This is a genomic window from Burkholderiales bacterium, assembly GCA_015075645.1.
Taxonomy (GTDB): Bacteria; Pseudomonadota; Gammaproteobacteria; order Burkholderiales; family Casimicrobiaceae; genus VBCG01.
The window spans coordinates 306,278-333,176 of record JABTUF010000007.1 but is presented as its reverse complement, the minus strand read 5'-3'; the positions used below and the strand labels follow the sequence as shown (position 1 = coordinate 333,176).

Below are 26,899 nucleotides of genomic sequence, written 5' to 3'. Positions count from 1 at the left end.
GGTACTCCCGCCCGAAGGACACGATGTCTACCGAACCGCAATCCCCGGCCGACCTCAACTCGCTCCCGCTCCTGCCGCTGCGCGACGTTGTGGTGTTCCCGCACATGGTCATCCCGCTGTTCGTGGGGCGCCCGAAGTCGATCAAGGCGCTCGACGCCGCGATGGAATCGGGCAAGCACATTCTGCTCGTCGCCCAGAAGCAGGCGGCGAAGGACGACCCGGGCGCCGACGACCTCTACGAGATCGGCAGCATCGCCACCGTCCTGCAGATGCTGAAGCTCCCCGACGGCACGGTGAAGGTGCTGGTCGAGGGGACCCAGCGGGCCCGGATCGAGTCGGTGAGGGACCTGTCCGAACTGCTGACCGCCCAGGCGCGCCCGGTCGAGATCGACGCGGGCCCGGCGCACGAGGTCGAGGCGATGCGCCGCGCGCTGCTCGCGCAGTTCGACCAGTACGTGAAGCTCAACAAGAAGATCCCGCCCGAGATCCTCACCTCGATGTCCGGGATCGACGACGGCGGGCGGCTGGCGGACGCGATCGCGGCCCACCTGCCGTTGAAGCTCGAGCAGAAGCAGCAGATCCTCGAGATGAGCGACCCGGTGAAGCGCCTCGAGCACCTGCTCGGCCTGCTCGAAGGCGAGGTCGACATCCTGCAGGTCGAGAAACGCATCCGCGGCCGCGTGAAGCGGCAGATGGAGAAGAGCCAGCGCGAGTACTACCTGAACGAGCAGGTCAAGGCGATCCAGAAGGAACTGGGCGAGGGCGACGAGAACGCCGACCTCGAGGAGATGGAGAAGAAGGTCAAGGCCGCGCGCATGAGCAAGGAGGCCGAGGCCAAGGCGATGAACGAGCTGAAGAAGCTCCGGATGATGTCGCCGATGTCGGCCGAGGCGACCGTCGTGCGCAACTTCGTCGACACGCTGACCGCGCTGCCCTGGCGCAAGAAGAGCAAGATCAACAAGGACCTCGCGCACGCGGTCAAGGTGCTCGACGCCGATCACTACGGCCTCGAGAAGGTCAAGGAACGCATCGTCGAGTACCTCGCGGTCCAGCAGCGCGTCGACCGCCTGAAGGGCCCGATCCTGTGCCTGGTCGGCCCGCCCGGCGTCGGCAAGACCTCGCTCGGCCAGTCGATCGCCAAGGCGACCAACCGCAAGTTCGTCCGCATGTCGCTCGGCGGGGTGCGCGACGAGGCGGAGATCCGCGGCCACCGCCGGACCTACATCGGGTCGATGCCCGGCAAGATCCTGCAGAACATGTCGAAGATCGGCGTGCGCAACCCGCTGTTCCTGCTCGACGAAGTCGACAAGATGGGCATGGACTTCCGCGGCGACCCGAGTTCCGCGCTGCTCGAGGTGCTCGACCCCGAGCAGAACTCGACCTTCGTCGACCACTACGTCGAAGTCGAGTACGACCTGTCCGACGTGATGTTCGTCGCGACCGCCAACACGATGGCGATCCCCGCGCCGCTGCTCGACCGGATGGAGGTGATCCGGCTCTCCGGCTACACCGAGGACGAGAAGATCGCGATCGCCAAGCAGTACCTGCTGCCCAAGCAGATGAAGAACAACGGCATCAAGCCGGAGGAAGTGCACGTCGCCGAGAGCGCGCTGCGCGACATCGTGCGCTACTACACGCGCGAGGCGGGCGTGCGCAACCTCGAGCGCGACATCAGCAAGATCTGCCGCAAGGTCGTCAAGGCCCTGCTGCTGAAGGAGAGCGAGGGCAAGGCGCGCAGGGCCAAGGGGCCGGTCGAGGTGACCTCGAAGAACCTCGACAAGTACCTGGGCGTGCGGCGTTTCACCTACGGCATCGCCGAGAAGAAGAACCAGGTGGGGCAGGTCACCGGCCTCGCCTGGACCGAGGTCGGCGGCGATCTCCTGACGATCGAGGCGGTCGCGCTGCCCGGCAAGGGCAAGACGACCTCCACCGGCAAGCTGGGCGAGGTGATGAACGAGTCGATCGCCGCGGCGCTGTCGGTCGTGCGCCACCGCAGCCGCCAGTTGGGCATCGCGCCGGACTTCTACACGAAGACCGACCTGCACATCCACCTGCCGGAGGGCGCGACGCCGAAGGACGGCCCGTCCGCGGGCGCCGCGATCGCCACCGCGATGGTGTCGATCCTGACCGGCATCCCGGTCCGCTGCGACGTGGCGATGACCGGCGAGATCACGCTGCGCGGCGAGGTCCTGCCGATCGGCGGATTGAAGGAGAAGCTGCTCGCCGCGGGCCGCGGCGGCATCAAGACGGTGCTCGTGCCCGAGGAGAACGTGAAGGACCTCGCGGAGATTCCCGACGAGATCAAGAACCGCATCGAGATCCGTCCGGTGCGCTGGATCGAGCAGGTGCTCGAGGCGACGCTCGAGCGCCAGCCGGTGCCGCTCGCCGACGAGAAGAAGGACGCCGATGCGCCGCCGCCCGCCGCGCCGGCGAGCGAAGGCGAAGGCGCGCAACTCAAGCATTGACGTCGGCGCCGGACGCCGTTCAAGGCAGCGCGCGCGGCCGCACGAAGCGTGCCCGCGCGCGTTGTTTTTTCGTCCGACGCCGCTCGTCGCCGCGCGCGAACGCTCGCCGCGCGACTTGTCAACCACTTAACGCGCGCAACTTCAAGCATCGCCTGACGAGCGCGCGCCGCGCGCGCGATTGTCCGCTTGACAGCGAAAAATCGCGGGCGCTATAACGACGGCGTCGGCGCGCGATCGCGCGCCGCGACATTCCCGTTCGAAGAACCGACGCCGCCGCGACGGGTGCGCTCCCCACCGGACGCCGCGCGCAGGCGACACCCACCGTGAGGACACCCACGTGAACAAGAACGACCTGATCGACGCGATCTCCCGCCACGCCGACATCTCGAAGGCCGCCGCCGGGCGTGCGCTCGACGCGACGGTGAACTCGATCAAGGGTTCGCTCAAGAAGGGCGACATCGTCACGCTGGTAGGCTTCGGCTCGTTCTACGTCGGGCGCCGCACCGCGCGCGCCGGGCGCAATCCCAGGACCGGCGACACCATCAAGATTCCCTCGGCCAAGGTGCCGAGGTTCCGGGCTGGCAAGGCGCTGAAGGATGAGCTAAAATAACGGGCTGCCGAGCATGCGCGCGGCGCCGGGCGACCGGTGGCGCACGCGGCGAGGACGCAGGCGCAGCCTGAGGCGGCCGGTGGCCGCACGACGAGGAACCGCACCCGCGGGTGCTTAGCTCAGCCGGTAGAGCGTCGCCCTTACAAGGCGAATGTCGGCGGTTCGATCCCGTCAGCACCCACCAGCAGCCGTCTGGCGCGCGTAGCGCCCGAGTGCCGGACGAGGAGTGGTAGTTCAGTTGGTTAGAATACCGGCCTGTCACGCCGGGGGTCGCGGGTTCGAGTCCCGTCCACTCCGCCAACTCCCCAAGGGCGAACCCGTGTTCGCCCTTTTTCGTGTTCGCGCGGAGGGAAACCCCCGCGATGCCCCGCGGTCCAAGCGGGCGAAAGGCGGACGATCCGCCCGCAGGCCACCATGTACGATTTCCTGAGCAAGCACAAGCGCGCGGTCCAGGTCGTCCTGGCGCTGATCACGCTGCCGTTCATGTTCTTCGGCGTCGACTACTACTTCCGCGGCAGCGGCGTCGAGGACACGATCGCGACGGTCGACGGCGTCAAGATCACGCGGCGCGAGTTCGAGGACGCGCTGCGCGAGCACGCGGACCGGCTTCGCCAGCAGATGGGCAAGTCCTACGACTCCGCGGTCATCGACCACCCCGACGTCCGCTACGCCGTGGTGATGAACCTGGTGAACCAGCGCCTGCTCGCCGAGGAGGCGCGGCGCGAGCGCCTGCGGGTGACCGACGCCCAGCTCGCCCAGGTGATCGCGGAGATCCCGGCGTTCCAGGAGGACGGCAAGTTCTCCGCCGAACGCTACCGGATGGTCCTGCAGGGCCAGAACATGTCGCCCGCGCTCTTCGAATACCGGTTGCGGCAGGAGATGAGCCAGGCGCCGCTGTCCGAGCCGCTGACGCAGGGGGCGATCGTCGCGAAGGCGTCGGCCGAACGCTACCTGGCGCTGCTCGAGCAGAAGCGCGAGGTCGCGCAGGCGACGATCGACGCCGCGCCGTACGCGAAGGAGGCGAAGGTCGACGACGCGGCGGTGAAGGCCTACTACGACCAGCATCCCGACGCGCTGATGACGCCCGAGCAGGCGAAGATCGAGTACGTCGTGCTGAACGTCGACGCGCTCGCCGCGAAGGTGACGGTCGACCCGCAGGACGTGCGCAGGCAGTACGACGCCAACCAGGCGAGCTACACCTCGCCGGGCGAGCGGACGGCCTCGCACATCCTGGTGGCGGTGAAGCCGGACGCGAGCGACGCCGAGAAGGCCGCGGCCAAGGCGAAGGCCGAGGCGATCGCCGCCGAGGTGCGCGCGGCCCCCGCACGCTTCGCCGAGATCGCGAAGGCGAAGTCCGAGGACCCGGGCTCGGCCGCGCAGGGCGGCGACCTCGGCGCGTTCGGCCGGGGCACGATGGTGAAGGCGTTCGAGAACGCGGCGTTCGCCGCGAAGCCGGGCGACATCGTGGGACCGGTGCAATCCGAGTTCGGCTGGCACGTCATCAAGGTCACCGGTGCCCGCGAGGAGACGAAGCGTCCGTTCGAGGAAGTGAAGACGCAGATCGAGGCCGAACTCCGGCAGCGCCTGGCGCACGAGCGGTTCCAGGCCGCGGCCGACCAGTTCCAGAATCTCGTCTACGAGCAGGCGGACTCGCTCGAAGGCGTCGGCAAGGCGCTCGGCGTCCCGGTGCAGACGACGCCGTTCATCACCCGGGCGCAGGCGCAGGCGCTCGCGGCGAACAATCCGGCGTTCGTCGAGGCGCTGTTCTCGCCGGCGTCGATCCAGGCGAAGCGCAACACGGACGCCATCGAGGCGGGGCCCAACATGCTGATCGCCGGGAGAATCGTCGAGCACAAGGCGGCGGCGCCCCGGCCGTTCGACGAGGTGAAGGCGGAGATCCGTCAGCAGCTCGAGCGCAAGGCGATGGCGGACGCCGCCGAGCGCGCGGGACGCGCGAAGCTCGCGCTCCTGGAGCAGGGCAAGTCCGACAAGGACGCCGGACTCGCGTTCGGCAAGCCGGTCGAGGTGGCGCGCAACCAGCCGGGCGCGACGCTCCCCCCCGACGCTTTGCTGCGCGTCTTCCAGGCCGACACGTCGAAACTGCCGGTCTACGTGACCGCGACCGACCCGCGCGGCGGATTCACGATCTACCGCGTGAGCAAGGTGACGTCGCCTTCGACCTACGACGAAGGACGCCTGAAGCTCGCGGCGGAGCGGATGGGCGACCAGCTCGGACGCGATTTCGCGTCGGCGTACTTGGCGTCGCTGCGTTCGCGCTCCGACGTGAAGATCGAGCAGGGGCAACTCGAAGTGAAGTCCGACGACGGCACGGCCCCGGCCCAGAAGCAGCAGTCGCCGGCGCGCCAGCGCGCGCCGCGAGGGCTGCCGCAGTAGCGCGAGCGGCGCGGGGTGCGGGGGCGCGGCGTCAGTTGCCGCAGTATTCCCGCGCGAGCCGCTGCTGTTCGGCGAGGCGTCGCGCCCGTTCGGCCGCGTCGACGACGACCTGCTCCCCCTTCGCGTTGATCGTGACGACGGGAACGTTGTCGTTCTGGTAGGTGCGAATGCCCGCCCGCGCCTGTTCGCACACTTCGGCCCGCTTCGCCGCGTCCGCGCGCGTCTTGCCCGCCTTGGCGTCGGCCTCCGCGCGCTCGCGCTGCGCCTTCTTGAACTGGGCCTCCTGGCTGGCGAGGTCGCGGGCCGCGTTCGGGTTGTCGGGCGGCGCGGCGCCGCCGACGACGTCGTACTTGACGCCACCGGGCGGCGGCTGGTCGGAATAGACCACCCGACCGCTGGCGTCGGTCCACTTGTAGAGCGTGGCGGAGGCTCCTCCCGCGGCGAGCGCGAGCGCCAGGACGCCGGCGGCCAGGAACGCGGTCCCCATCGTCTTGCGGTTCGGGTGCGCGTGATTCATGCAGCCACGGTACCCGAGGCGCGAGGCCGGCGTCAACGAACCCCCGGCGGCGCACCGTACCTGCGCGTGGCGACGGCGCGACACCGGGAGAAGCGCCACGTGGGCGCTCCACCGGGCCGGCGTGCCGACGCCCGTGGGAGGGGGCGGCACGGCCCCGCGATCGCGGAACCTCGGAACTCCCGTCAGGACCGCTCGGGTATGCCCGTCGCTGCCGCGTATAATCCGTTTTTGAGCACGAGGAAACCCACCCCATGCGTGTCGTCCGCACCGCGCTCACGTTCGACGACGTCCTGCTCCTTCCCGCGCACTCCGAGGTCGTCCCCCGCGACGTCTCGCTGCGCACGCGCCTCACTCGCGGCATCGAGCTGCAGATCCCCATCGTGTCCGCCGCAATGGACACCGTGACCGAGGCGCGCCTCGCGATCGCGCTGGCGCAGGAGGGAGGGCTCGGGATCGTCCACAAGAACCTGCCGCCCGCGCGCCAGGCCGCCGAGGTCGCGAAAGTGAAGCGCTTCGAGAGCGGCGTCGTCAAGGATCCGATCACCGTGTCGCCGTCGATGACGGTGCGCGAACTGCTCGCGCTGATCGCGCGTCACCGCATCTCCGGGCTGCCGGTGGTCGACGGCAAGCGCGTCGTCGGCATCGTCACCAACCGCGACCTGCGCTTCGAGACCGAACTCGACCAGCCGGTGGCGGCCATCATGACGCCGGGCGACCGGCTCGTGACCGTGCCGGAGGGCACCGACCTCGACACCGCGAAGACGCTGATGCACCGTCACCGCCTCGAGCGGGTGCTCGTACTCTCGCCGTCGAACGAACTGAAGGGCCTCATCACGGTCAAGGACATCCTCAAGTCGACCGAGCACCCGAACGCATGCAAGGACGATCATGGGCGCCTGCGCGTCGGCGCGGCGATCGGCGTCGCCTCCGACAACGAGGCGCGCGCGGAGGCGCTCGTCGAGGCGGGCGTCGACGTTCTCGTCGTCGACACCGCGCACGGCCACTCGCAGGGCGTGCTCGACCGCGTCGCGTGGACCAAGAAGCGCTTCCCCGACGTCCAGGTGATCGGCGGCAACATCGCCACCGCCGCCGGCGCGAAGGCGCTGGTCGACCACGGCGCCGATGGCGTCAAGGTCGGCATCGGTCCCGGCTCGATCTGCACGACGCGCATCGTCGCGGGCGTCGGCGTCCCGCAGATCTCGGCGATCCAGTTCGCGCTCGAGGGCGCCGCCGCCGCGGGCGTGCCGCTGATCGCCGACGGCGGCATCCGCTACTCGGGTGACGTCGCGAAGGCGATCGCCGCGGGCGCGTCGTCGGTGATGCTGGGGAGCCTCTTCGCAGGCACCGACGAGTCGCCCGGCGAGATCGAACTCTTCCAGGGCCGTTCGTACAAGAGCTACCGCGGCATGGGGTCGCTCGGCGCGATGCAGCAGGGCAGCGCCGACCGCTACTTCCAGGAACTCGAGAGCGAGGACCCCGCCGCCGCGGCCGAGAAGCTCGTGCCCGAAGGCATCGAGGGGCGCGTCCCCTACAAGGGCGCGATGGTCAACGTGGTCCACCAGTTGACCGGCGGCCTGCGCGCCGCGATGGGCTACTGCGGCTGCGCGAGCGTCGCCGAGATGTCGGCGAAAGGCGAGTTCGTGCAGATCACCTCGGCCGGCATGCAGGAGTCGCACGTGCACGACGTGCAGATCGTCAAGGAAGCGCCGAACTATCGCGCCGGCTGACGGCATGCCCGACGCCCGACCTGCCGGCGCGGTGACGCCCCGCGCGCACGACCGCATCCTGATCCTCGACTTCGGCTCGCAGGTCACGCAACTGATCGCGCGCCGCCTGCGCGAGTCGCACGTCTACTGCGAGATCCACCCGAACGACGTCGACGACGCGTTCGTGCTCGGCTTCGGCGCGAAGGGCGTGATCCTGTCCGGCAGTCACGCGAGCGTCTACGACGAGGACGCCGGTCGCGTGCCGGCGGCGGTGTGGGCGCTGGGCGTGCCGGTGCTCGGCATCTGCTACGGCATGCAGACGATGGCGCACGAACTGGGCGGCAAGGTCGAACCCGGCCACGTGCGCGAATTCGGTTACGCGGAGATGCGCGCGCGCGGGCACTCGGCGCTCTTCCGCGACATCCAGGACCGCGCCAACGCCGACGGGCACGGCATCCTCGACACCTGGATGAGCCACGGCGACAAGGTGACCGCGCTGCCGCCCGGCTTCCGGCTGATCGGTTCGTCGGACGCCTGCGCGATCGCCGCGATGGCCGACGACGCGCGCGGCCTCTACGGCGTGCAGTTCCACCCCGAGGTCACGCACACGAAGCAGGGGAGGGCGATCCTCGCGCGCTTCGCGCATGAGATTTGCGGCTGCGGCGAAGACTGGAACATGCACGACTACGTCGACGAGGCGGTCGCCTCGATCCGCGCGAAGGCCGGCGACGACGAGGTGATCCTCGGCCTGTCGGGAGGCGTCGACTCGTCGGTCGCGGCGGCGCTCATCCACCGCGCGATCGGCGATCGCCTCACCTGCGTGTTCGTCGACCACGGCCTGTTGCGCCAGGACGAGGCGACGCAGGTGATGGACACCTTCGCGCGCAATCTCGGCGTGCACGTGGTGCATGTGGACGCCTCCGCCGAGTTCCTGTCCGCGCTCGCCGGCATCGACGACCCGGAAGCGAAGCGGAAGGTCATCGGCAAGCTCTTCGTCGACGTGTTCCAGCGCGAGGCGGCGAAGCTCCCGCGTGCGAAATGGCTCGCGCAGGGCACGATCTATCCGGACGTGATCGAGAGCGCCGGCGCGAAGACGAAGAAGGCGCACACGATCAAGTCGCACCACAACGTCGGGGGCCTGCCCGAGACGCTGCACCTCGAGCTGCTCGAGCCGCTGCGCGAGCTCTTCAAGGACGAGGTGCGCGAGCTGGGACTCGAACTCGGGCTGCCGCGCGAGATGGTGTTCCGGCACCCGTTCCCGGGACCGGGGCTCGGCGTGCGCATCCTGGGCGAGGTGAAGCGCGAGTACGCGGAACTCCTGCGCCGCGCCGACGCGATCTTCATCGACGAGCTGCGCGCGACGCGCGACGCGAGCGGGACGTCCTGGTACGACCTGACCGCGCAGGCGTTCGCGGTGTTCCTGCCGATCCGCTCGGTCGGCGTGATGGGCGACGGCCGCACCTACGAGCACGCCGTCGCGCTGCGCGCCGTGCAGACCACCGACTTCATGACCGCGCACTGGGCGCACCTGCCGCACGATCTCATCGCGCGCGTGTCGAACCGCATCACCAACGAGGTGCGCGGCATCAACCGCGTCGTCTACGACGTCTCGAGCAAGCCGCCGGCGACGATCGAGTGGGAATGATTCGGCGTCTTTCAGGGTCAATCGAGATCGATCGAGAATTGAACCTAAGTCGTTGTACCGTAAAGAAAACATCTGTCGTGGTCTATCGACATCTATCGGTGGGGTGCGTTTCATGTTGACGGTAAATCTGACGGTAGAAATCAGAGGCCGGCGGCATCCGAAGTTTTTACCGTCATGTGAACGCGAGCAGTGACGGTAAAGAAACGGCAACAAAGACGACTAAAATCAATAACTTAGCGAAGATGTAGCCACCGTTTCAGCATGACGGTAAAATTTCTCCGAGAGGAGGGACCGCCGATGCTGTCCGATGGCACGCTCAGGGGCATCAAGCCCCAGGGCACCACCTACAAGATCGCCGACCGGGACGGGATGTACGTGACCGTCTCCCCGAGGGGCACGATCACGTTCCGCCTCGACTACCGGCTCAACGGCCGCCGCGAGACGCTCACCATCGGCCGCTACGGCACGAAGGACGGAATCTCGCTGCTCATGGCGCGCGAGCGCTGCATGGAGGCGAGAAAGGCCATCGCCGAAGGCATCTCCCCCGCCCAGGAAAAGCAGCGCGACAAGCGCCGACGGTCCGAGGCCCAGACCTTCGAGGAATTCACCAAGCGCTGGCTGGAAGAGGCCAGGATGGCCGACAGCACCAGGTCGATGCGTAAGAGCATCATCGACCGGGACATCCTGCCGGTCTTCCGCAACCGGCTGATGTCCGAGATCGGGCCGGAAGACCTGCGCAACCTGTGCGCCAAGATCAAGGCGCGCGGAGCGCCGGCGACGGCCGTGCACGTGCGCGACATCGTCAAGCAGGTCTTCGGTTTCGCGGCGCTGCACGGCGAGAAGGCGCCGAATCCCGCCGACGAGGTTGGTCCTTCGTCGATCGCCACCTTCGTGGCCAAGGACCGCGCACTGTCGCCGACCGAGATCCGCATCATGCACCGGGTGCTGGACACCACGGCGACGCTGCCGACCATCCGCCTGGCACTGCGCCTCATCCTGCTCACGCTCGTGCGCAAGAGCGAGCTGATCGAGGCGACCTGGGACGAGGTCGACTTCGAGAACGCCGTCTGGACGATCCCGAAGAGCCGCATGAAGGCCGGGAAACCCCACAACGTCTACCTGTCGCAGCAGGCACTCGACATCATGGTGGCGCTGCGCACCTGCGCGAGCGGCTCGAAATTCCTGCTGCCCTCGCGTTACGACGCCGACCGCTGCATGTCGAAGGCGACCCTCAACCGGGTCACCCAGATCGTCGCGGAGCGCGCCAAGGAAGCAAAGCTGCCGCTGGAGCCCTTCACCGTGCACGATTTGCGCCGCACCGGCTCGACCATCCTGAACGAGCTCGGCTTCAACAGCGACTGGATCGAGAAGTGCCTGGCCCACGAAGACGGGCGCTCATCGCGCGGCGTCTACAACAAGGCGGAGTACGCGGAGCAGCGCCGCCACATGCTGCAGGAGTGGGCGGACATGATCGATGCCTGGGTGGCGGGGAAGACGCACACGCCGACGCTGCTGCCGCCGACGATGAAGGTGGCGACGACGGCGGCGCCGATTTGAGTCGTTCCTAGCGGCCGCGGCAACGGAGGTTCTCCTGTGCGCCGACTCGCCGCGGTTGGCGCAGGCAATCGGGCTCAACGTCATCGCTGCGCGCGAACGTCAGGTCTCTGACCTGCTCCGGTCCCTCAGTCGCGCAGATCCTAGACCTGCCTTCGACCCTCAACGGTCAATCATCCATGTAAGCAGCAGACATTCGTGCCTGCCAAGTGGCCTCAGCGCATAGCGCTGTCACGCGCTTGTCGCGACCAAGGCATTGTCGAGGTCTCGCCAGATATCCTCGACGTCCTCGATGCCGACGCTCAGCCTCAGCAACGACGGTGGCAGATGCTCCTGTCCCGGAATCGCCGCGCGGCGCTCCATCGTCGACTCGACAGCACCAAGGCTGGTCGCGTGCTGGATCAGGCCCGTACGACGGCACACCGCATCGGCCCGCGCAGCGCCACCGCGAACATCGAACGAGATGATCGTGCCGTAGCCTCTGAGCACCCGCCTGGCCGTCGCATGGGTCGGGTGTGAGGGCAGACCGGGGTAGCGAGCCAACTCGACCGCCGGGTGCGCAGCCAACCGCTCGGCCAGCACCATCGCCGACTGCTGCGCCCGCTGCAGCCGCAGTGCCATCGTTCGTGCACCGCGCACCGCCAGGAACGATTCCAGCGTACCCGGCGTCGCACCGGTCAATTCGCGCGACTTCTTGAGCGCGTGCCAGAACGCCTCGTCCTTCGTCGTCGCCACGCCCGCCAGCAGGTCGGAGTGGCCGCCGATGAACTTGGTTGCGGACTGCAGTGACACCGTCGCGCCGAAGTCCAGCGGGCGCTGGTTCAGCGGCGTGGCGAAGGTGTTGTCGACAGCCACGATGGCGCCTGGCTTCCGCGGCGCGGCGCAGATCGCCTCGAGGTCTGCCACGCCGAGCAACGGGTTCGAAGGCGACTCAAGCCAGACCAGGTCGGCCGTGCGGCAGGCGTCGATCCAGCCCGCCGTGTCGTGCAGCGCCACGCGCCGCACCGACCAGCGACCGCGATCGGCGCCGGCCGCCACCAGTCCGGCGACGCCCTGGTAGCAGTCGTCCGGCAGCACCACGGTCGTGCCAGCGTGGAGCTGATCGAAGACCGCGGCGATGGCCGCCATGCCGGACGCGAAGGCCACCGAGCGCCCAGACTCCAGGCCCCCGACGAGCTGTTCGAGGGCTTCCCAGGTTGGCGTGCCGTCGTCACGCGAATACTCGCGCTTGCCGCCGATGATGAAGTTCGATGCAGGTACGAGCGGCACGTTCAGCGGCGATCCGGGCTCCGAGGAGCGACCGGCGGTGACGAGCCAGGAGTCGGGCTGGAGCTGGGTGTTGTCTGCGTTCATGTTCAAGGTATCTCGATGGGCAATGTTGTTTGGGGTGCCATCAGGCGCTGGCCAGCTTCAATCCGACGATGCCGGCAACGATGAGTCCAAGGCTCGCTAGCCGCCCGGCCGTGGCTGGCTCGCCGAACAACACCATGCCGAGGATCGCCGTGCCGACCGCGCCGACGCCGACCCACACGGCATAGGAGGTCCCGACCGGCAGCGACTTCATCGCCACGCCGAGCAGCACGACGCTTAACACCATGGTCCCGAGCGTGAACAGGCTCGGCCAGACCCGCGTGAAGCCCTCGGTGTACTTCAGGCCGATGGCCCAGCCCACTTCGAGCAGACCGGCGATGATCAGCAACAGCCACGCCATGGATGCGTCTTCTTCGTTCACTCGTGGCCGGGGGGCGTGGCACCGAGTGGATGGGCGATGCCGCCATCGCCGTAGCTGCGCAGCACCTGCGCGATGGTGATGTGATAGCCACGGATCCAGCGGCCCTGCAGGTCCTTTGCGGCGCGGTGCAGGGGGTGCTCGACGAGCTGCTGAAGCGCCTCCAGCGTCTGCCAGTAGTAGACGGTCGAGATCAGCCCGCTCGCCGGGTTCTCCCAGGCCTCCTCGCCCAGGTAGCCGGGGATCGCCTTCGCGATCTCGGCAATCGCCTGGTCGCGGCGATGGAACTCGTCGTCGTACTCGCCCTTGGCGAAGGTGAAGGTCGCGCTGTACACCCGGTCGTCTCCTGTGCGGCGTGGGCCGTCGCGGTTCATGCGCCCTCAGCGGGCGGTGTCGCAGTGTCTCGCATGGCTTGCGCCAGGCCGGCATTGCCGACGGACTCCAGACCGCGGATAGCGCCTTCACGGTCCGGCACCGCGTGATGCTGGTTGAGCTTGCGCTTGCCCTCCAGGCGGGTCAGCCTGACCTCGATGCCGACGATGTGGCTCAGCTGCTCGGCCAGGTAGTCGGCCGGTGCGTCGCCCATCTTCCAGGGCTGCGGCTGGTCCGCCTCGTGCTGGCGGGTCAGGCGGGCCACGACGCCGCGCACGAACTTCTCATCGTCGTGCACGTGGATCGTCCCGTGGGCATGCACGATCTCGTAGTTCCAGGTCGGCACGCGGCGGTGCGTCTCGTGCTTGCCGGGATACCAGTTCGGCGAGATGTAGCCCTGCACGCCACGGAAGACGACGAGCACCGGGTCGCCACTGCCGATCTCTCGCCACACCGGGTTGGCGCGGGCGACGTGGGCGATCAGCGTCCCCGGACCGTCCGGCGCCGCCTCCAGCATGAACGGCAGGTGGTCGGCTTCGAAGCCCGCCCCCGTGGGCCGGACGAGCATGCCGAGCGCGTTCTCGCGCACGATGCGATGAAGCTCTTCGACGCGGGCCTCGGCGAATTGCTGGGGAAGGTACATGGGGCGCTTTGCGAGTGGGCGACCGGAGACCGGCGGACCCTCACTGTGCCTTGAGGCCGGCACGTGGAAAATATCCAGTTCCCGACAATCTCACTGGACCAGTTTCCCACCATGCCCGCTGACCCAGATCGCCGGCGCGGACTCAGCCGTGCGCTGTACGAGGAATTCCGCGCGCGCATCGCGGACGGCACCTATGCGGCCGGTACGCCGCTGCCGTCCTCGCGCGCGCTCGCCGCTGAGCGGGGCTTGTCGCGCGGCACCGTGACGCTGGTCTACGAACAACTAGCGGCCGATGGCTTCATCGACACCCGTCCTGGCGCCATGAGCCGGGTGGCCGAAGGCGCGGTGGCCTCGCTGCGCCGTGCTGGCGGTGCCCGCCAGGAGCGCGACGAGGCCGGTCGGGTGGCGGGCAGGCTGTCCGCCGTCGGCCGGCGCATCGCGGCGATGGGTATCCGCGATGCGGGTCCGACCGCGCCGGCGGAGATCGACTTCGTCTACGGCCCCCTGGCTGGCGGCGACTTTCCAACCCAGACCTGGCTGAAGGCACTTCGTGCAGTCGAGCGACAGCGCGTCCATCGACTGGAATACGAGGATCCGCGCGGCAACCTCGTGTTGCGCCGTGCGCTGCAGACGCACCTGAGCCGGACCAAGGGCGTGTCCTGCAGCGTCGAGCAGATCATGATCGTCAACGGGTCGCAACAGGCGCTGGACCTGTGCGCCCGGCTGCTGGTCGATCCCGGCGAGAGTGTGATCGTCGAGAACCCGGGCTACCGCATGGCGCACCATGCCTTCGAGGCCTGCGGCGCCAAGCTGCTGGGCGTGGACGTCGACGAACACGGGCTGCGGACCGACGCGCTGGCGGCGCTCGGGCCGGCACGCGTGGCGTACGTCACCCCGACGCATCAGTTTCCGCTCGGGTCCTTCATGCCGATGGCTCGGCGCAGCGCGTTACTTGCCTGGGCCGCACGACGGCATGCGTGGATCATCGAGGACGACTACGACAGCGAGTACCGCTACTCGGTGCGGCCGGAGGCGACGCTGCTGTCACTCGATCGTCGCGGCTGCGTGATCCACGTCGGCACGTTCTCCAAGACGCTGTCGCCACAGCTTCGGCTCGGCTACATGGTGCTGCCGCGAACCTTGGTGGATACCTTCGTTGCCGCCAAGCGGGTTGCGGATCGACACGCTGCCACGGGCCTGCAGCGCGCCCTGGCCGTGCTGCTGGACGATGGAAGCTACGACCGCCACGTGCGCCGCATGCGACGCCTGCAGCAGGCCCGACAGCGCGCGCTGACGGATGCGCTCGCCATGCACTTTGGCGATCGCGTGCGGATCCAGGGGGCGGCCAGTGGGCTGCACCTCGTGGCTTGGATCCCGGGCTTGCCGGCGAGTGCAGAGACAGCGCTGGTGCAGGCGGCGCGTGAGCGCAGCGTGCGGGTCTATCCGGTCGGGCCGCTCTACCTCCCGACGCGCACTCGGTCCCGCACGGCTGTGCAGCGGCCCGCTGGCTTTGTCATGGGCTATGCGCTCCTGGGCACCGATGCGATTGAGGATGGCGCGCGACGCCTCTTGGCGGCGTTGAATGCCTTGGAGGGTCGAGACAAGGTTGGGCTCGCTAAGGTCTGACTGACTGCTTGCCTGCGCGGGCGCGAATGTCTGCCGTTGGCCGTCCCCTGCCGATCCCAGGTCTACCTTCGCCGTCCGCTGTAACTCGCACTGCGGCCCATCGCACCGCTGATGGCGCCGGTTCGCGTCTCAGGGTCATCGCTCTGGGTGCTGTGGTGAGCGGAATGGTCGCTAGCGGGAATCGCAACACTAGCCTTTGGCGCCGACCGTCCGGCGCATCCTCCTTCGAACGTCCGGCACCGCCGCCTTCTTCACCCCGTTGCTCCCGGCCTGCCGACGGCTCTGCAGCCAGGCCATCACCTCGGCCAGGTCCCACACCACGCAGCGTGTCGTGAGGTAGAACCGCTGCGGGAATTCGCCGCGGCGCTCCAGCTCGTAGATGGTCGAATCCGCCAGCGGGACGATCTGACGTAGCTCGCTGCGGCGGATCGTGCGACGCAGTCCCTTGGGGTCGGTCGGCGCTGCCTTGTGCAGATCCCGGATCGCTCGCGCGTCGAACGCGCCCGGCGGCTCCATCTCACGCGCCGCCTGCCGAAGTGCCGCGGCGCCATTGCGGTCGGCGTCCCGGTCGTCGTTGATGACCCCGTCGAGTGCAGCAGGCGTCGCCTGCTGCTTCGCGGTGCCGACGGCCCGCACCACTTCCGTGAACTGATTCCCGCGCTTCATTCGCACCCCCGTTCTTGGCCGAGAGGCCTGCGTAACGCCCCGCTGGGTGCCGCGCGGTAACCCTCGACCGACTCTTCACACCTTCGACCTCGCGTAGCCGCCACCGACGTGGCGCTTCGCAACCCCGGGGGACATCGCCTTGGCGTCCTGGCGTCTGTCGCCATGCGTCGCCGCCCTTCGAGATCTATCGAAGCCCCTTGGGATCCGGGTACGGAATCCGGCGCAAAAGTGTCGGGATACGTCTCCCCGCTACTTCGTCGGCCCTACGAATTAGGTCGCCTGTCGCTCTTTTCCTTCCGCTGAGCCCCGCTCGATCTCCTCCCCGTCAGCCAACCGACGGGGAGAGCCATGGCGCTCAAGGCAGGAGAGGGTCTCCAGCGATGGGAGATCGCGGTCACGAAAAAGCTGGTGGGCGAGTTCAGGAGGCGATCGCGAAGCCTCGCCCGAGAGGAGTTCGACGATCTGGTCCAGGAGTGCCTGGCGCACTGGATCGTGGTGCGCCGGAAGCTCGCACCCGATCCGGCGGCACCGCCCACGGCCTATATGGCCCAGGTGATCCGCAACAAACTCACGGATCTGATCCGCGAGCAGGCGGCCGAGAAGCGCGCGGGCGAGCAGGTTGCACTGTCGCTCGATGCTGCGCTCGACGGCTCGGACGATGGCCTGACGCTCGCCGACCTGCTGGCCGACGACGAGTCGGCCCAGCAGGACGAAGCCGGTGTCGTTGATCGTCAGCACGCACGCATCGACATTGGCCGCGCCCTGGCTCGGCTCACACCGATCCAGCGGCAGTTGTGCCAGATGCTCGGCGAGGAGGGACTGACCATCAAAGAGGCCGCCGAGCGGCTCCGAATCCCGCGCGGCACCCTGTACGAGGAGATCAAACGCATCCGTCGGGTGTTCGCGGATCAGGGGCTTGGCGACTATCTGAGGGAGTAGCCCGACACTTTTGCACGCGATTCCGTATGCCTGATGACCGACCTGAATCGGCACGGAATCGATGATCAAGTTCACCGTCACCAGCACCAAGGGCGGCGTCGGCAAGACGACGCTCACGGCCAACCTCGGCGCCTTGCTCGCCGACATGGGGTTGCGCGTCCTCCTCGTGGACGCGGACGTCCAGCCCTCGCTGTCGAAGTACTTCCCACTGGCGACGCCGCAGCCGGCGGCCGGACTCACCGAGGTGATCCTGCGCGGCGAGGTGACCGCCGCGTGCATCACGGCGACGGTCTTCCCGAACCTCGACATCGTCGTGTCGGACGACCCGGAGGGCCATCTTCCAAACTGGCTGCTCAACCGGATCGACCGCGGCTTCCGACTGCGTTTCGCGCTGCAGGCCGCCGTCGTGGCGAACGCCTATGACTGCGTCCTGATCGACACGCAGGGCGCCATCGGCCCGCTGCAGGACGCGGCGCTCATGGCTGCCGACATCCTCGTCTCGCCGATCACGCCGGAGGTTCTATCGGCGCGCGAGTTCAAGGACGGCACGATGGAACTGCTCGACCGGCTGGAGCCGGGCAGCGCCCTGGGTGCCACGCTCGGGCCGGTAAAGGCGGTGATCTACCGGCAGGACCGCACGGCCGACGCCCGCCTGATCGCGAGCGGCATCCGCGAGGACTTCATCCGCCTGAAGGGCAGGGTGTCGGTGCTCGACACCGTCGTGCCGCACGCCAAGGCCTACAAGGAGGCCGCCACGCTGCGGATCCCGGTGCACCGGCACGAGCCGCGACGCGACGGCGTCATGCCGAGCGCGTCCACGGTGATGCACCAGCTCGCCTGGGAACTGATTCCCAGCCTGCAGGGCGTTCACGCCGGCGACTCGCGTACAGAGGAGCGGTCGGCATGAACGGCAAGGTGTCGGTCGACGAGCGCCGAAGACTGGTGGCCGAGTCGTTGCGGGTCGGAAACCCGGGCAACAACGCCCGCGATCTCGCCGGTCAGAGTGATCCGCGAACGGAATCGCAGATCGAGCTCGCCGTCGACGAGATCCAGCCTTACGAGCACAACCCGCGGCGCGCGTCGAACGCGAAGTTCGACGACATCAAGGAGTCGATCCGCACCAGTGGCCTGCGAAGTCCGCTGACGGTGACGCGCCGCCCCGGCGAGTCGCACTTCATAGTCGAGGCCGGCGGCAACACGCGGCTGCTGGCGTTGCGGCAACTGTGGGCCGAGACGCGCGATCCGCGCTTCCGAAAGCTGGTGGTGCTGTTTCGGCCGTGGCGATCGGAGAGCCACGTCCTCACCGCGCACCTGATCGAGAACGAACAGCGCGGCGAGATGACCTTCTGGGACAAGGCGTGCGGGATCGTCGCGCTCAAGTCTCGTCTCGAACGGGAGCAGGGCCGCACCCTGACGCTGCGGCCGCTGGAGGACGCGCTCCACGCGCTGGGCCTGGCGGTGAACACCGCGACGCTCGGTCTGCATCTCTTCGCCACCGAGCGGTTGCGAACCATCGGCGAGGCGGTGACCGATCTCTCCGGCCTCGACGTCAAGACGATGCAGCCGCGACTGAACGCGCTGAAGCGCTACGCCCAGTCGCGAAGCTCGATCACGGAGGACGACCTCTACGGCCAGGTGTTCGAACCCGTCTTTCGACGGATCGCGCAGCAGTACCCGCACACCGGCGCCTTCAGCGTCTCCGCCGCCTGCGAGGCCTGCGAAGTCGCTTTGGCGCATCACCTCGGCGAACCCATCGACTCGCTTCGCATGGGACTTCGGTCGAAGGGCGGCCGCGAGCCTCAGGTGAGTACATCGGCGCCGGTGGCCGGCACTCCTGCTACCGGCGCGTCCTTGCCTTCGACGCATGACCCCTCTGCCGACGGCGATGGCACGGAGGCAGACGAACTGCTGACGCGGGCAAGGCGCTTTGCGGAGACCGTCGGCATCGCCGGCGTTGTCGATCACGAACTGCAGTCTGCAGCCGGCTTGCGCATCGCGACGCTCGCCGATGGCGACGCGGAGCATCCGGCGCGCCATCGCGCCTGGTGTCTGCTTGCGGGGCTTCTCGGCCAGCTCGAGCCCGACGCGGCGCCGTCGAACGCGGCGGCGCCGGCGTTCCTGCAATGGCTCGTCGATCCCGACGACCCGTCGGCAACGGCATTCTGGGAACTGCTGGCTTGTGCCAGGCGATCGGGTGGTCTTCGCCGGCAGCCGGGTGCCGCGGGCACGACGGCTTCGGCAGCGGAGGAGGCGTGATGCTCCCGCTGCAGGACGCCCAGGTACGGCTGGTCCTCCTCAACCACGTGACGGTGCGCTTGGCCGACGCCGCGCTGGACGAGCTTCACGCGGTCGGCATCGAGATGGAGCAGCTGGCCCATCTTCGGCAGCTCTCGGCCGTCGATCTCGGTCGACTCGCCGCGATGCGCAGTCTGACGATCGGCGTCGCCTTCGATGGCGCAGCGCTCAAGGCGGGGCTGCGCGCCGTGGCCCTGGTCAACGAGGCGAAGGCGCTGGAGACGTACTTCATCCGCCACGGCGCGTCGACGCACCTGATGAGCGCGCTCTTCAAGCTCCGGCGCAAGCTGACGCTCAAGCGACGCCGCGACTTGGACGCCAGGCGACCGGCCGGTCGGTTGCGGCTGCCCGACTACGCGACGCGCGAGCGCATCTACCAGGCGTGGCGGGCAATCGCCGATCCGGCGCCTCGTGTCCGCTACTACCGGCTGCATCAGGAGTTCCAGCACGTGCCGATCGCCGTGCTGGAGGCGGTCGTGCGTGAATTCGAGGCCGACGCATGAACGCGCGCATGGAGAGCCTCGGCATCACGCCGCAGCTGTTGCTCGAGGTCTTCGACGTCCCGGTGAGCTTTCATCGGTGCCTCGTGCCGATCACCGGAGGCGTCACCTCGGCCTTGATGCTGTCGCAGGCGATCTGGACCAGCCAGTCTCTGGAAGCCTCCGCCGACGGGTGGTTCATTCGCTCCCAGGAGGAGTGGACACAGGAGACGGGGCTCACGCGCTGGGAACAGGAGACCGCGCGGCGCGCCCTGCGGCGCTCGGGACTGCTCGAAGAACGCCGCGTCGGCATGCCGGCCAAGCTCTGGTTCCGAGTTCGCGCCGACGCGGTTTGGCGCGCACTGCAGGTCCATGCCGGAGCGGCGGGCCGGTGAAAGTCCGCGGAGAGATCTGCCGTGTCTGAAGACGCGCGCCGTGAGCACGTGGACTCACGGTCCGCGTCGGCGGTCGTCGACGCGGCACCGCTGTCGCTCATCTGGCCGCTGCTGGGCCGGCACATCGCATTCCATCGTCGACTCGTGGACCTCACTGCGAGCGTGAAGGCGGCGCTCCTGCTGTCGCAGTCGATCTACTGGACGCGCCACGGTCGGGACATCGCCGAGACCGGCGGATGGTTCCACAAGACCGCTGAGCAATGGGCGATGGAGACCGGCTTGTCGGCGAAGGAACAGGCCAACGCGCGCGAGGTGCTGCGCAGCCTAGCTCTCCTCGAAGACCAGCGCATGGGCATTCCCGCGCGCTTGCACTTCAGGTTGAGGCTCGACGAGCTCGGCGCGCAGCTCGCCGATCGCATCGCCGGTCAGTCGCAAGCGATGGACTGGAACGACCAGCTCGTGCTCGCGGAACTGCTCGGCCCGTCGGTGGCTTTCCACCGGACGCTCGTCGATGTCGCTGGGGGCGTGCATGCCGGGCTGATGCTGTCGCGCGCGCTGCACCTCACGCGGCTGCAGGTCAGACGTCGTCTCGACCAGTGGATCGTCAGCTCGGCGGCGCGCTGGTTCGAGGAGCTCGGGCTCACCCGGCGCGAACAGGAAACGGCGCGCCGCGACCTCGTGCGCGCCGGGCTCTGGGAGGAGTGCCTGCGCGGCATTCCGCCGAGCCTGGTCGCGCGCATCCGGCTCGATTGCCTGCTGGCACTGCTGACGGACGAGGTCGCACCGGCAGGCGACGCCGACCTGCGCGGCGTGCAGCCAGACCGAGACGTTCACGCAGCCAACGATCCACCGAAGAGCGATTCAAGACTGTGGCATCCCCGCAGCCTTGCCACGCCGAATCCGCCACGACAGTTCGGCCCGACCCGCGAACACGGTTCACCCCAAAGCGCCGCGCTTCTTATGAATCACAGTACAGGTGAAGCACTACAACCACAGAACGCCAGCCCCGCCGGCGAATCCGCCGGTCGCCGTGGTGGATGGTGGCGAGTTGATCTTCCCCGAGCAGATGCTGCCGGACGAGCGCCAGGCAGCACGCGTGCTGCTCCGCCCCTGCGGCGATCGCGCCCAGGCCCTGCTCGACGAGCTTGCCGGCCGGCTGCAGATGGGCGGCGTGCGCAGCAGCCCGGTCGCGTACCTGCGCGGCCTCATCGCGCGCGCCGACGCCGGCAGCTTCGTCCCTGAGCTCGGCCCCCGCGTGGCCGCCGCGCGCGCGCGGCGCCAGCAGGACGCCGCTCAGCGTCGTGAACGCGAAGCCGAGGAACGGCGCCTCGCGGCCGAGCGCGCCACGCCCGAGTACCAGGCCAGGGCACGAGCCCAGCGCGAGAAGGTCAGGCAGATGCTCGGCGAGCTCAAGACGCGCATGAACACCGGCAGGCCGACATGAGCACGTCGCGTCCGCTCGTCGATTCGACGCGAGATCACCCCCACACGGAGGCCGACATGACGGCACAAGAAGCACCTTCCTCACTCGGCCCGGTCACCGACGCCGAGCCCGCGATGGCTACGCGAGTCGGCGCCGGCGAGGACCGCGGCCCCGCCGCGGGCCAGCTCGTCGACGAGACGCCAGACGCGATGACCCTGCACACGCAGGACGCGTACCGGATGTTCACCGGCCGCGCCGCCGATCCGGCGAGCAACGCACCGGCGATTCCGGCGGGCGGCGCTTCGCGGCGGTGCTGAAGGCGATCTGGTACCTCTCGGCCAACGACAACCCCTACGCCGACTGGATCCTGATCCGGGTCTACCAGTCGTTGTCCGGCATCCGCGCGCAGATGGGCCAGGTCATCCAAGCGCGCGAGGCGGAGTTCGAGCGGCTTCGCCGTAGAGGGCTCGCACTGTCCGTGCTCGCGTCCCGCAGCCCCGTCACGGTGGAGCTGGGGTTTCGCAGCCCATATGGCTACGCGACGGCCGAGGCGATCGTCGAGTTCGACTACCACGTGCGGATGGTCAAGACCCTCGTGCTCAAGGACCGCATGAGCGACGAGGCGGGCCGGGCCGAGATTCGCGCCATCGGCCGCGGCCTGCGCGCGCTGTTCCTGGAGCCGATCCGCTGGGAGCGCAACCTGTTGCGCGAGGAAATGCTCCCGCTGAGCCGGCGCGACTTCCTCCCGGGCGCCGACGATGCGGCGCGGCAGCGCGTCCGCGCCGCGGTCGCGCTGTTCGGCGAACTCCCGCGCAAGGTGTTCACCGGTGAGGAGGCGCCGCGGCACTCGCAGCGGCGCGTCACCCCGACCGCGGCGGAACTGCGGCTGATGCAGCAGGTCTCGCTCGGCGCGGACGCCGAGCCGCCGCCAGCGTCGGCGAGAGGGCAGCTGCTGTGACGAACGCGCCGTGCGCGCGCTCGGCACCCCAGCGCGCCGGAGTGGGCGATGCTTTGCGTGCTTGCGCGCGAGGCGCTCGCCGTCGCCGCGCTGTCCGGCGCCGCGCAGCTGTCGTTCCGCGGCTATCGCGTCGATGCCACGCGTCGCCTCGCGCCGCCGGGGCGGATGGCGCATTCGTCGAGATCACGCTCGCCGTCGACGGAGTCGGCGCGCCGCTCGATCGTGTCCGCATTGCAGTTGCATCCCGATCGGATCCGCGATCAGCATGCCGCATCGATTTCTTGCGCGTGCCGTTGATCGCTGCGTGCGCGACCGAGTCTCTCGCTGGCTGTGTCAGCCCGGTTGATGCCCGTTACGCATCGCCCGAAACCGGTCAGATCTCCTGAGGCCGGTGGCCGCAAGGCCGGAGATTTCGTCAGTGCTTCTGCCCAGCCGGGGAGTCCCATCCCCGTCCTGGGGATGGTCTCTCCATTTCCATGTGTTCCATGTCATAGGAGGCCATCATGTCCGAGTCATCCTCAAGCCAGCAGCCAGCCGTCGTACTTCAACCTGCACGTCGAAGGCGTCGGCTATCTCAATCGCGTGCGCACCGTGAAGCCGAAGAAGGGCCAGGAGTTCCTGGCCTGCACCGTCGCAGCCCTCCGCGGCAGCGACAGTGACGTCAGCTACACGAAGTTCGACTGCCGTGTCAGCGGTGCTGACGCTCAGGCGATCGTCAAGCGCCTGGAAGACGATGTCGCAGCCGAGAAGGCCGTGATCATCGGCTTCCGGATCGCCGACATCTACCCCGAACTGTTCACCTTCGAGAAGGGCGACAGGAAGGGGCAGCCCGGCGTCAGCATCAAGGGGCGCCTGCTGCGTATCAAGTTCGCCAAGGTCAACGGCAAGTCGATCGACGTGCCGCAACCGGCGAGCGCGGACGAAGCCGAGAGCGTTCCGTTCTGACCGCCGGCATCGTCGGTCTCAATCCATCCCCCGGGGAGCTCGCTCCCTGGGGGAGGAGTTCCCCATTCGTCATTCGAAGGAGAACTCCATGTGCGGATCGATCGAGTCGATGTCCGACGCCGCCCTGCTCAGCACGCTGGTGGGGCCGCGAACGGCAGCGAATCTGTTGAAGGAAGCGAGCGGCAGCCTGTCGCGGCTGCTGAACGCGGAAGTGGCACAGCAGGTGCCGTCGTCGTCCGTCGGAGCCAAGCTGCTGGCGGCCAGGGAACTGGTCCGTCGCGCTCTGGCCGAGACGATGCGCGAGCGGGACATGCTGGCCTCACCAGCCGCGGTGCGCGAGTACCTGCGGATCACGATGGCCGAGCGCCACCACGAAGTCTTCATGGTGCTGTTCCTCGATGCACAGAACCGGGTCATCGCGCCCGAGGAAATGTTTCGGGGGACGCTCACGCAGACCAGCGTGTACCCGCGTGAAGTGGTCAAGCGGGCGCTGGCGTTGAACGCAGCGGCCGTGATCCTGGCGCACAACCACCCGTCGGGTGTCGCCGAGCCCAGCCGGGCCGACGAGTTCCTGACCCAGTCGCTGCGTTCGGCGCTGGCCCTGGTCGACATCCGCGTGCTCGACCACATCGTGATCGCCGGCAGCAACGCCGTCTCGTTCGCCGAACGCGGCCTTGTTGTAGCCCGTGAACCCCGCGCGACTTCCGTCGCGCACCCCATCCGGATCGGGATCCCCCGGTCCGGTTCTTCACCCCAGCGGGGATGTGCATCCCCGCATGGCGGGGGCCGTCTCCGCAACCTCTATGGAGTCTCACCATGAAGAGCGGACGTACTCTCGTCGACCTGGCCCGCGAACTCGAGCGCCAGATCTCCTCCAAGCGCGACCTGGTCGTGCCCTCGTCGTTCCTGCAGTGCCGTACCGATGAGGGCGGCGACCTCAAGCTGATCGTCGACTCCCGCCAGGGCGACGGCGAATACGGCGTCACGGGTCTGGCCGCCGGCAGCTCGCCGACAAGCTCAAGATCCCGTTCGCCTACTTCGAGCGCATGCGCACCGAGCAGCCCGCGCTGCTCGATCGCAACGTCAACACCTGGCTGCAGTCCGACGGCGATCGCCGGATGCTGCGCACGCTGGACGGGCAGGTGAGGGCGGTGCTGTCGGACCGCTACCGCCGGCTGGACAACTTCGATCTTGCGGAGAACGTCCTGCCGATCCTGCAGCGGCTGGAAGGTGCCCGCTTCGAATCGGTCGAACTGACCGAGACGAAGATGTACCTGAAGGTCGTGACGCCCCGCGTCGAGTTCGAAGTCGCCCCCGGCGACATCGTCCAGGCCGGCATCGTCATCACCAACTCGGAGGTCGGCTGCGGCACGCTCTCGGTGCAGCCGCTGATCTTCCGGCTGGTGTGCAGGAACGGTCTGATCGCGTCGGACCACGCGCTGCGCAAGACGCACGTCGGGCGCGCGCTGACGACGGAAGCGGAGTCGGTCCAGGTGTTCAGGGACGACACCCTCGCCGCCGACGACCGGGCCTTCTTCCTGAAGGTGCGCGACGTGGTCGAGGCGGCCGTCTCCGAAGCGACGTTCCGGCAGGTCGCGCAGAAGCTGCAGAAGACGCGCGACATCCGTCTGACGGGCGACCCGGTGAAGTCCGTCGAGGTGCTGGCCAACCGCTACACGCTCAACGACACCGAGCGGGCCGGCGTGCTGCGGCACCTCATCGTCGAAGGCGACTTGAGCGCCTATGGCCTGGTCAACGCCGTCACGCACTTCTCGCAGGACGTCGACGACTACGACCGTGCCACCGAGCTCGAGGCGCTCGGCGGCAAGCTCATCGAGCTGGCCCCCGGCGACTGGAAGGAGGTGGCCCACGCCGCCTAGTCCTCCCCTTCGCCCGGCGCAGCCTCACGGTTGCCCGGGCGTTTTCTTTTCTGTCAGTACTGCTGACGGGTAGCCCGGCGATCACGTGGCCAACCCTGGTGGCGCGCACTTTGATGTGACCGCTGCGCCGACTCTGCCCACCTACGGGTATCGGCGAACCAATCCCACCACAACCCCAAAGACTTCGAATCCGCCGCGCGGCCTGGCGGCGGGTGACGCTGTTCTCCGCGCGTAGCACGGGCCGACCGCGCTCGAAAGCAAGACGCTTGAGCGTGAACTCACCGTCAATAATCGCGACGACGATCTGGCCTGCACGAGCATCGGGCCGGCGCGTCACCACCACAATGTCGCCTTCCAGAATGCCCGCTTCGGTCATTGAGTCACCCTTTACGCGCACCAGGACTGTGTTGCGGCGATTTCTCGTCAGGTAGGAATCAAGGCTCAGGGTCTCTGTGAGGATGTCGCCGCTGGAACTCGGCTGGCCAGCACGTACATAGTCAGCTACTTCACGGTCGTGGAATCGGCGTCCGGGCTGTAGCCGGCGGTCCGGTGTGCTGTCCAAGTAGCTCGCTCGCTTCAGGCGCTCAACCATCTCGGCCACAGAGGCCTTGGAGGACATGCCGACCAGCCGCCCGATGGTGGCGTACGACGGAAGGACGCCGTGCTGGGCGTAGTAGGCGCGCAGTGCATCAAGATATTGACCGTCGTCATCCATTCGCTTACGCTACCGAACGATCGTTCGGTCGTCAACGGAGGCACCTTGGCGAAAATCGGGGCGGTGCCTGACGCCTATGACGGGCGCGAGCAGGCCTTCATCAAGCATGAGCTGCTCAAGGGCTACCTGGAGAAGCTGTTCTTCATCGTGGGCGGCGCAGCCCGGAAGGGCGGGCACATCGAACTCCGATACGTCGACTGCTTCGCGGGGCCCTGGGGTGACGTCTCCGATGATCTCAAGAGCACGTCCATCGCGATCTCGCTGCAAACGCTAGATGTCGTGCGGCAGAAGCTCGGCCGGAACGGCGTCTCTGCGACGATCCGCGCGCTGTACATCGAGAAGGAGCCTGGGCCCTTCGCCAGGCTCCAAGCCTATCTGGCCGACAACACCCCCAGCGGCATGCACGCCGAGGCATGGAACGGCGACTTCGTTGCCAAACGCGCCGACGTCCTGCAATGGGCGGGCAAAGACGCGTTTACCTTCTTCTTTATCGACCCAAAGGGCTGGAAGGATGTCGGCGTCGGTACGCTGAAGCCGCTGCTCGAGCGCCCGCGCTCTGAGTTTCTGATCAACTTCATGTACGACTTCGTCAATCGCACGATGTCGATGCGCGAGTGGCGCAGCGAAATGGCAGAGTTGCTTGGCGATGCCATCAGCGTCGATGACATGACGCCAGCACAGCGTGAACATGCGATCTTGAAGGCCTACCGCGGCAATTTGAAGAGGGTGTGTGTCGACGCCACTCGCAAGCAGTTTCCGCCCCGCTCCGCCTATGTGCGCGTGTTAGACCGCGAAAAACAACGGCCCAAGTACCACCTCGTCTATGTCACTACACATCCACTGGGCGTCATCGAGTTCATGACGATTTCGGAAACCGTGGACTTGGTGCAAAAGCAGGTGCGGGCTGAACTCCGCGACGCCAAGCGCGAGCGCGAAACCGGAG

At 68.1% G+C, this 26,899-nt stretch carries 24 protein-coding genes, 2 tRNA genes and 3 pseudogenes; 21 read left to right on the top strand and 8 right to left on the bottom strand.

The genetic code is table 11. The annotated features are described in order from the left end of the window. Positions 1 to 23: 23 nt before the first annotated feature. From lon to HS109_19430, 5 genes are all read left to right on the top strand, one after another. Positions 24 to 2,465 (top strand): endopeptidase La, encoded by a 2,442-nt coding sequence (gene lon, locus HS109_19450; GenBank protein MBE7524525.1) that lies wholly within the window; start codon positions 24 to 26, stop codon positions 2,463 to 2,465. Between the two features lie 337 nt (positions 2,466 to 2,802). Then, positions 2,803 to 3,075 (top strand): HU family DNA-binding protein, encoded by a 273-nt coding sequence (locus HS109_19445; GenBank protein MBE7524524.1) that lies wholly within the window; start codon positions 2,803 to 2,805, stop codon positions 3,073 to 3,075. Between the two features lie 108 nt (positions 3,076 to 3,183). Beyond that, positions 3,184 to 3,259, top strand: a tRNA-Val gene (locus HS109_19440). A gap of 39 nt (positions 3,260 to 3,298) precedes the next feature. Then, positions 3,299 to 3,375 (top strand) — tRNA-Asp (locus HS109_19435). Between the two features lie 114 nt (positions 3,376 to 3,489). After that, a complete protein-coding gene (locus HS109_19430; protein ID MBE7524523.1) occupies positions 3,490 to 5,469 on the top strand; it encodes a SurA N-terminal domain-containing protein in 1,980 nt (659 codons plus the stop codon). A 31-nt stretch (positions 5,470 to 5,500) separates the two neighbouring features. Here HS109_19430 and HS109_19425 read toward each other — a convergent pair whose 3' ends face one another. After that, positions 5,501 to 5,986, bottom strand: coding sequence for a DUF4124 domain-containing protein (locus tag HS109_19425; GenBank protein ID MBE7524522.1), 486 nt, complete (start codon positions 5,984 to 5,986; stop codon positions 5,501 to 5,503). 251 nt (positions 5,987 to 6,237) lie between these two features. Here HS109_19425 and guaB point away from each other — a divergent pair, with 251 nt between their 5' ends. The 3 genes from guaB to HS109_19410 all read left to right on the top strand — a co-directional run bounded on the left by guaB (position 6,238) and on the right by HS109_19410 (position 10,894). Beyond that, positions 6,238 to 7,713, top strand: a complete 1,476-nt coding sequence (gene guaB / locus HS109_19420; protein MBE7524521.1) for an IMP dehydrogenase — start codon at positions 6,238 to 6,240, stop codon at positions 7,711 to 7,713. 4 nt (positions 7,714 to 7,717) lie between these two features. Further along, positions 7,718 to 9,337: a glutamine-hydrolyzing GMP synthase gene (guaA, locus tag HS109_19415; protein ID MBE7524520.1), complete on the top strand. Its 1,620-nt coding sequence runs from the start codon at positions 7,718 to 7,720 to the stop codon at positions 9,335 to 9,337. A 297-nt stretch (positions 9,338 to 9,634) separates the two neighbouring features. Further along, complete coding sequence (locus tag HS109_19410) at positions 9,635 to 10,894, top strand: tyrosine-type recombinase/integrase (GenBank protein ID MBE7524519.1); 1,260 nt, start codon at positions 9,635 to 9,637, stop codon at positions 10,892 to 10,894. A gap of 228 nt (positions 10,895 to 11,122) precedes the next feature. On the opposite strand, the gene HS109_19405 is transcribed toward HS109_19410, so the two are convergent. From HS109_19405 to HS109_19390, 4 genes are read right to left on the bottom strand one after another with little or no spacing between them, the layout of a single operon-like run. Then, on the bottom strand, positions 11,123 to 12,244 hold the full coding sequence (locus tag HS109_19405) for a PLP-dependent transferase (GenBank protein ID MBE7524518.1): 1,122 nt from the start codon (positions 12,242 to 12,244) through the stop codon (positions 11,123 to 11,125). Between the two features lie 40 nt (positions 12,245 to 12,284). Next, positions 12,285 to 12,602 (bottom strand): quaternary ammonium compound efflux SMR transporter SugE, encoded by a 318-nt coding sequence (sugE, locus tag HS109_19400; GenBank protein ID MBE7524517.1) that lies wholly within the window; start codon positions 12,600 to 12,602, stop codon positions 12,285 to 12,287. Between the two features lie 17 nt (positions 12,603 to 12,619). Then, on the bottom strand, positions 12,620 to 12,955 hold the full coding sequence (locus tag HS109_19395; protein MBE7524516.1) for an antibiotic biosynthesis monooxygenase: 336 nt from the start codon (positions 12,953 to 12,955) through the stop codon (positions 12,620 to 12,622). Between the two features lie 35 nt (positions 12,956 to 12,990). Then, entirely contained in the window at positions 12,991 to 13,635 is a 645-nt protein-coding gene (locus HS109_19390; protein ID MBE7524515.1) for an FMN-binding negative transcriptional regulator, read from the bottom strand. 111 nt (positions 13,636 to 13,746) lie between these two features. Between HS109_19390 and HS109_19385 the strand changes: the two genes are divergently transcribed. Further along, positions 13,747 to 15,261 carry a PLP-dependent aminotransferase family protein gene (locus HS109_19385; protein MBE7524514.1) on the top strand — a complete coding sequence of 505 codons (1,515 nt, stop codon included), beginning with the start codon at positions 13,747 to 13,749 and terminating at the stop codon, positions 15,259 to 15,261. Between the two features lie 189 nt (positions 15,262 to 15,450). Here the strand turns inward: HS109_19385 and HS109_19380 are convergent, their stop codons facing one another. Then, complete coding sequence (locus HS109_19380) at positions 15,451 to 15,777, bottom strand: AlpA family phage regulatory protein (GenBank protein MBE7524513.1); 327 nt, start codon at positions 15,775 to 15,777, stop codon at positions 15,451 to 15,453. A gap of 498 nt (positions 15,778 to 16,275) precedes the next feature. Between HS109_19380 and HS109_19375 the strand changes: the two genes are divergently transcribed. The 5 genes from HS109_19375 to HS109_19355 all read left to right on the top strand — a co-directional run bounded on the left by HS109_19375 (position 16,276) and on the right by HS109_19355 (position 20,035). Next, positions 16,276 to 16,866: a sigma-70 family RNA polymerase sigma factor gene (locus tag HS109_19375; protein MBE7524512.1), complete on the top strand. Its 591-nt coding sequence runs from the start codon at positions 16,276 to 16,278 to the stop codon at positions 16,864 to 16,866. Between the two features lie 61 nt (positions 16,867 to 16,927). Then, positions 16,928 to 17,773: a ParA family protein gene (locus HS109_19370; GenBank protein MBE7524511.1), complete on the top strand. Its 846-nt coding sequence runs from the start codon at positions 16,928 to 16,930 to the stop codon at positions 17,771 to 17,773. After that, on the top strand, positions 17,770 to 19,122 hold the full coding sequence (locus HS109_19365; protein MBE7524510.1) for a ParB N-terminal domain-containing protein: 1,353 nt from the start codon (positions 17,770 to 17,772) through the stop codon (positions 19,120 to 19,122). Before HS109_19370 ends, HS109_19365 begins: the two co-directional genes overlap by 4 nt. Further along, complete coding sequence (locus HS109_19360) at positions 19,122 to 19,664, top strand: DUF2857 family protein (GenBank protein MBE7524509.1); 543 nt, start codon at positions 19,122 to 19,124, stop codon at positions 19,662 to 19,664. Before HS109_19365 ends, HS109_19360 begins: the two co-directional genes overlap by 1 nt. After that, the gene (locus HS109_19355; protein ID MBE7524508.1) at positions 19,661 to 20,035 is read left to right on the top strand and encodes a hypothetical protein; all 375 of its coding nucleotides are present in this window, start codon (positions 19,661 to 19,663) and stop codon (positions 20,033 to 20,035) included. The genes HS109_19360 and HS109_19355 overlap by 4 nt, the downstream gene beginning before the upstream one ends. A 324-nt stretch (positions 20,036 to 20,359) precedes the next feature. Here HS109_19355 and HS109_19350 read toward each other — a convergent pair whose 3' ends face one another. Beyond that, positions 20,360 to 20,869, bottom strand: coding sequence for a hypothetical protein (locus HS109_19350; GenBank protein ID MBE7524507.1), 510 nt, complete (start codon positions 20,867 to 20,869; stop codon positions 20,360 to 20,362). Between the two features lie 142 nt (positions 20,870 to 21,011). Between HS109_19350 and HS109_19345 the strand changes: the two genes are divergently transcribed. From HS109_19345 to HS109_19320, 6 genes and pseudogenes are all read left to right on the top strand, one after another. Further along, positions 21,012 to 21,479 (top strand): hypothetical protein, encoded by a 468-nt coding sequence (locus HS109_19345; GenBank protein ID MBE7524506.1) that lies wholly within the window; start codon positions 21,012 to 21,014, stop codon positions 21,477 to 21,479. Positions 21,480 to 21,535: 56 nt separating this feature from the next. Beyond that, positions 21,536 to 21,775 (top strand): DUF1845 family protein, encoded by a 240-nt coding sequence (locus tag HS109_19340; GenBank protein ID MBE7524505.1) that lies wholly within the window; start codon positions 21,536 to 21,538, stop codon positions 21,773 to 21,775. Further along, positions 21,715 to 22,416: pseudogene (locus HS109_19335) on the top strand (DUF1845 family protein). Before HS109_19340 ends, HS109_19335 begins: the two are co-directional and overlap by 61 nt. Before the next feature lie 459 nt (positions 22,417 to 22,875). Continuing rightward, complete coding sequence (locus tag HS109_19330; protein ID MBE7524504.1) at positions 22,876 to 23,361, top strand: DUF3577 domain-containing protein; 486 nt, start codon at positions 22,876 to 22,878, stop codon at positions 23,359 to 23,361. 88 nt (positions 23,362 to 23,449) lie between these two features. After that, entirely contained in the window at positions 23,450 to 24,181 is a 732-nt protein-coding gene (gene radC / locus HS109_19325) for a DNA repair protein RadC (protein MBE7524503.1), read from the top strand. Then, a pseudogene (locus HS109_19320) lies at positions 24,178 to 25,241 on the top strand (DUF932 domain-containing protein). The gene radC and the pseudogene HS109_19320 overlap by 4 nt, the downstream one beginning before the upstream one ends. On the opposite strand, the gene HS109_19315 reads toward HS109_19320, so the two are convergent. Continuing rightward, complete coding sequence (locus HS109_19315) at positions 25,192 to 25,956, bottom strand: hypothetical protein (GenBank protein MBE7524502.1); 765 nt, start codon at positions 25,954 to 25,956, stop codon at positions 25,192 to 25,194. The pseudogene HS109_19320 and the gene HS109_19315 overlap by 50 nt on opposite strands. Between HS109_19315 and tcmP the strand changes: the two are divergent. After that, positions 25,903 to 26,820 (top strand): annotated as a pseudogene (gene tcmP / locus HS109_19310) (three-Cys-motif partner protein TcmP). The gene HS109_19315 and the pseudogene tcmP overlap by 54 nt on opposite strands. Positions 26,821 to 26,899 lie beyond the last annotated feature (79 nt).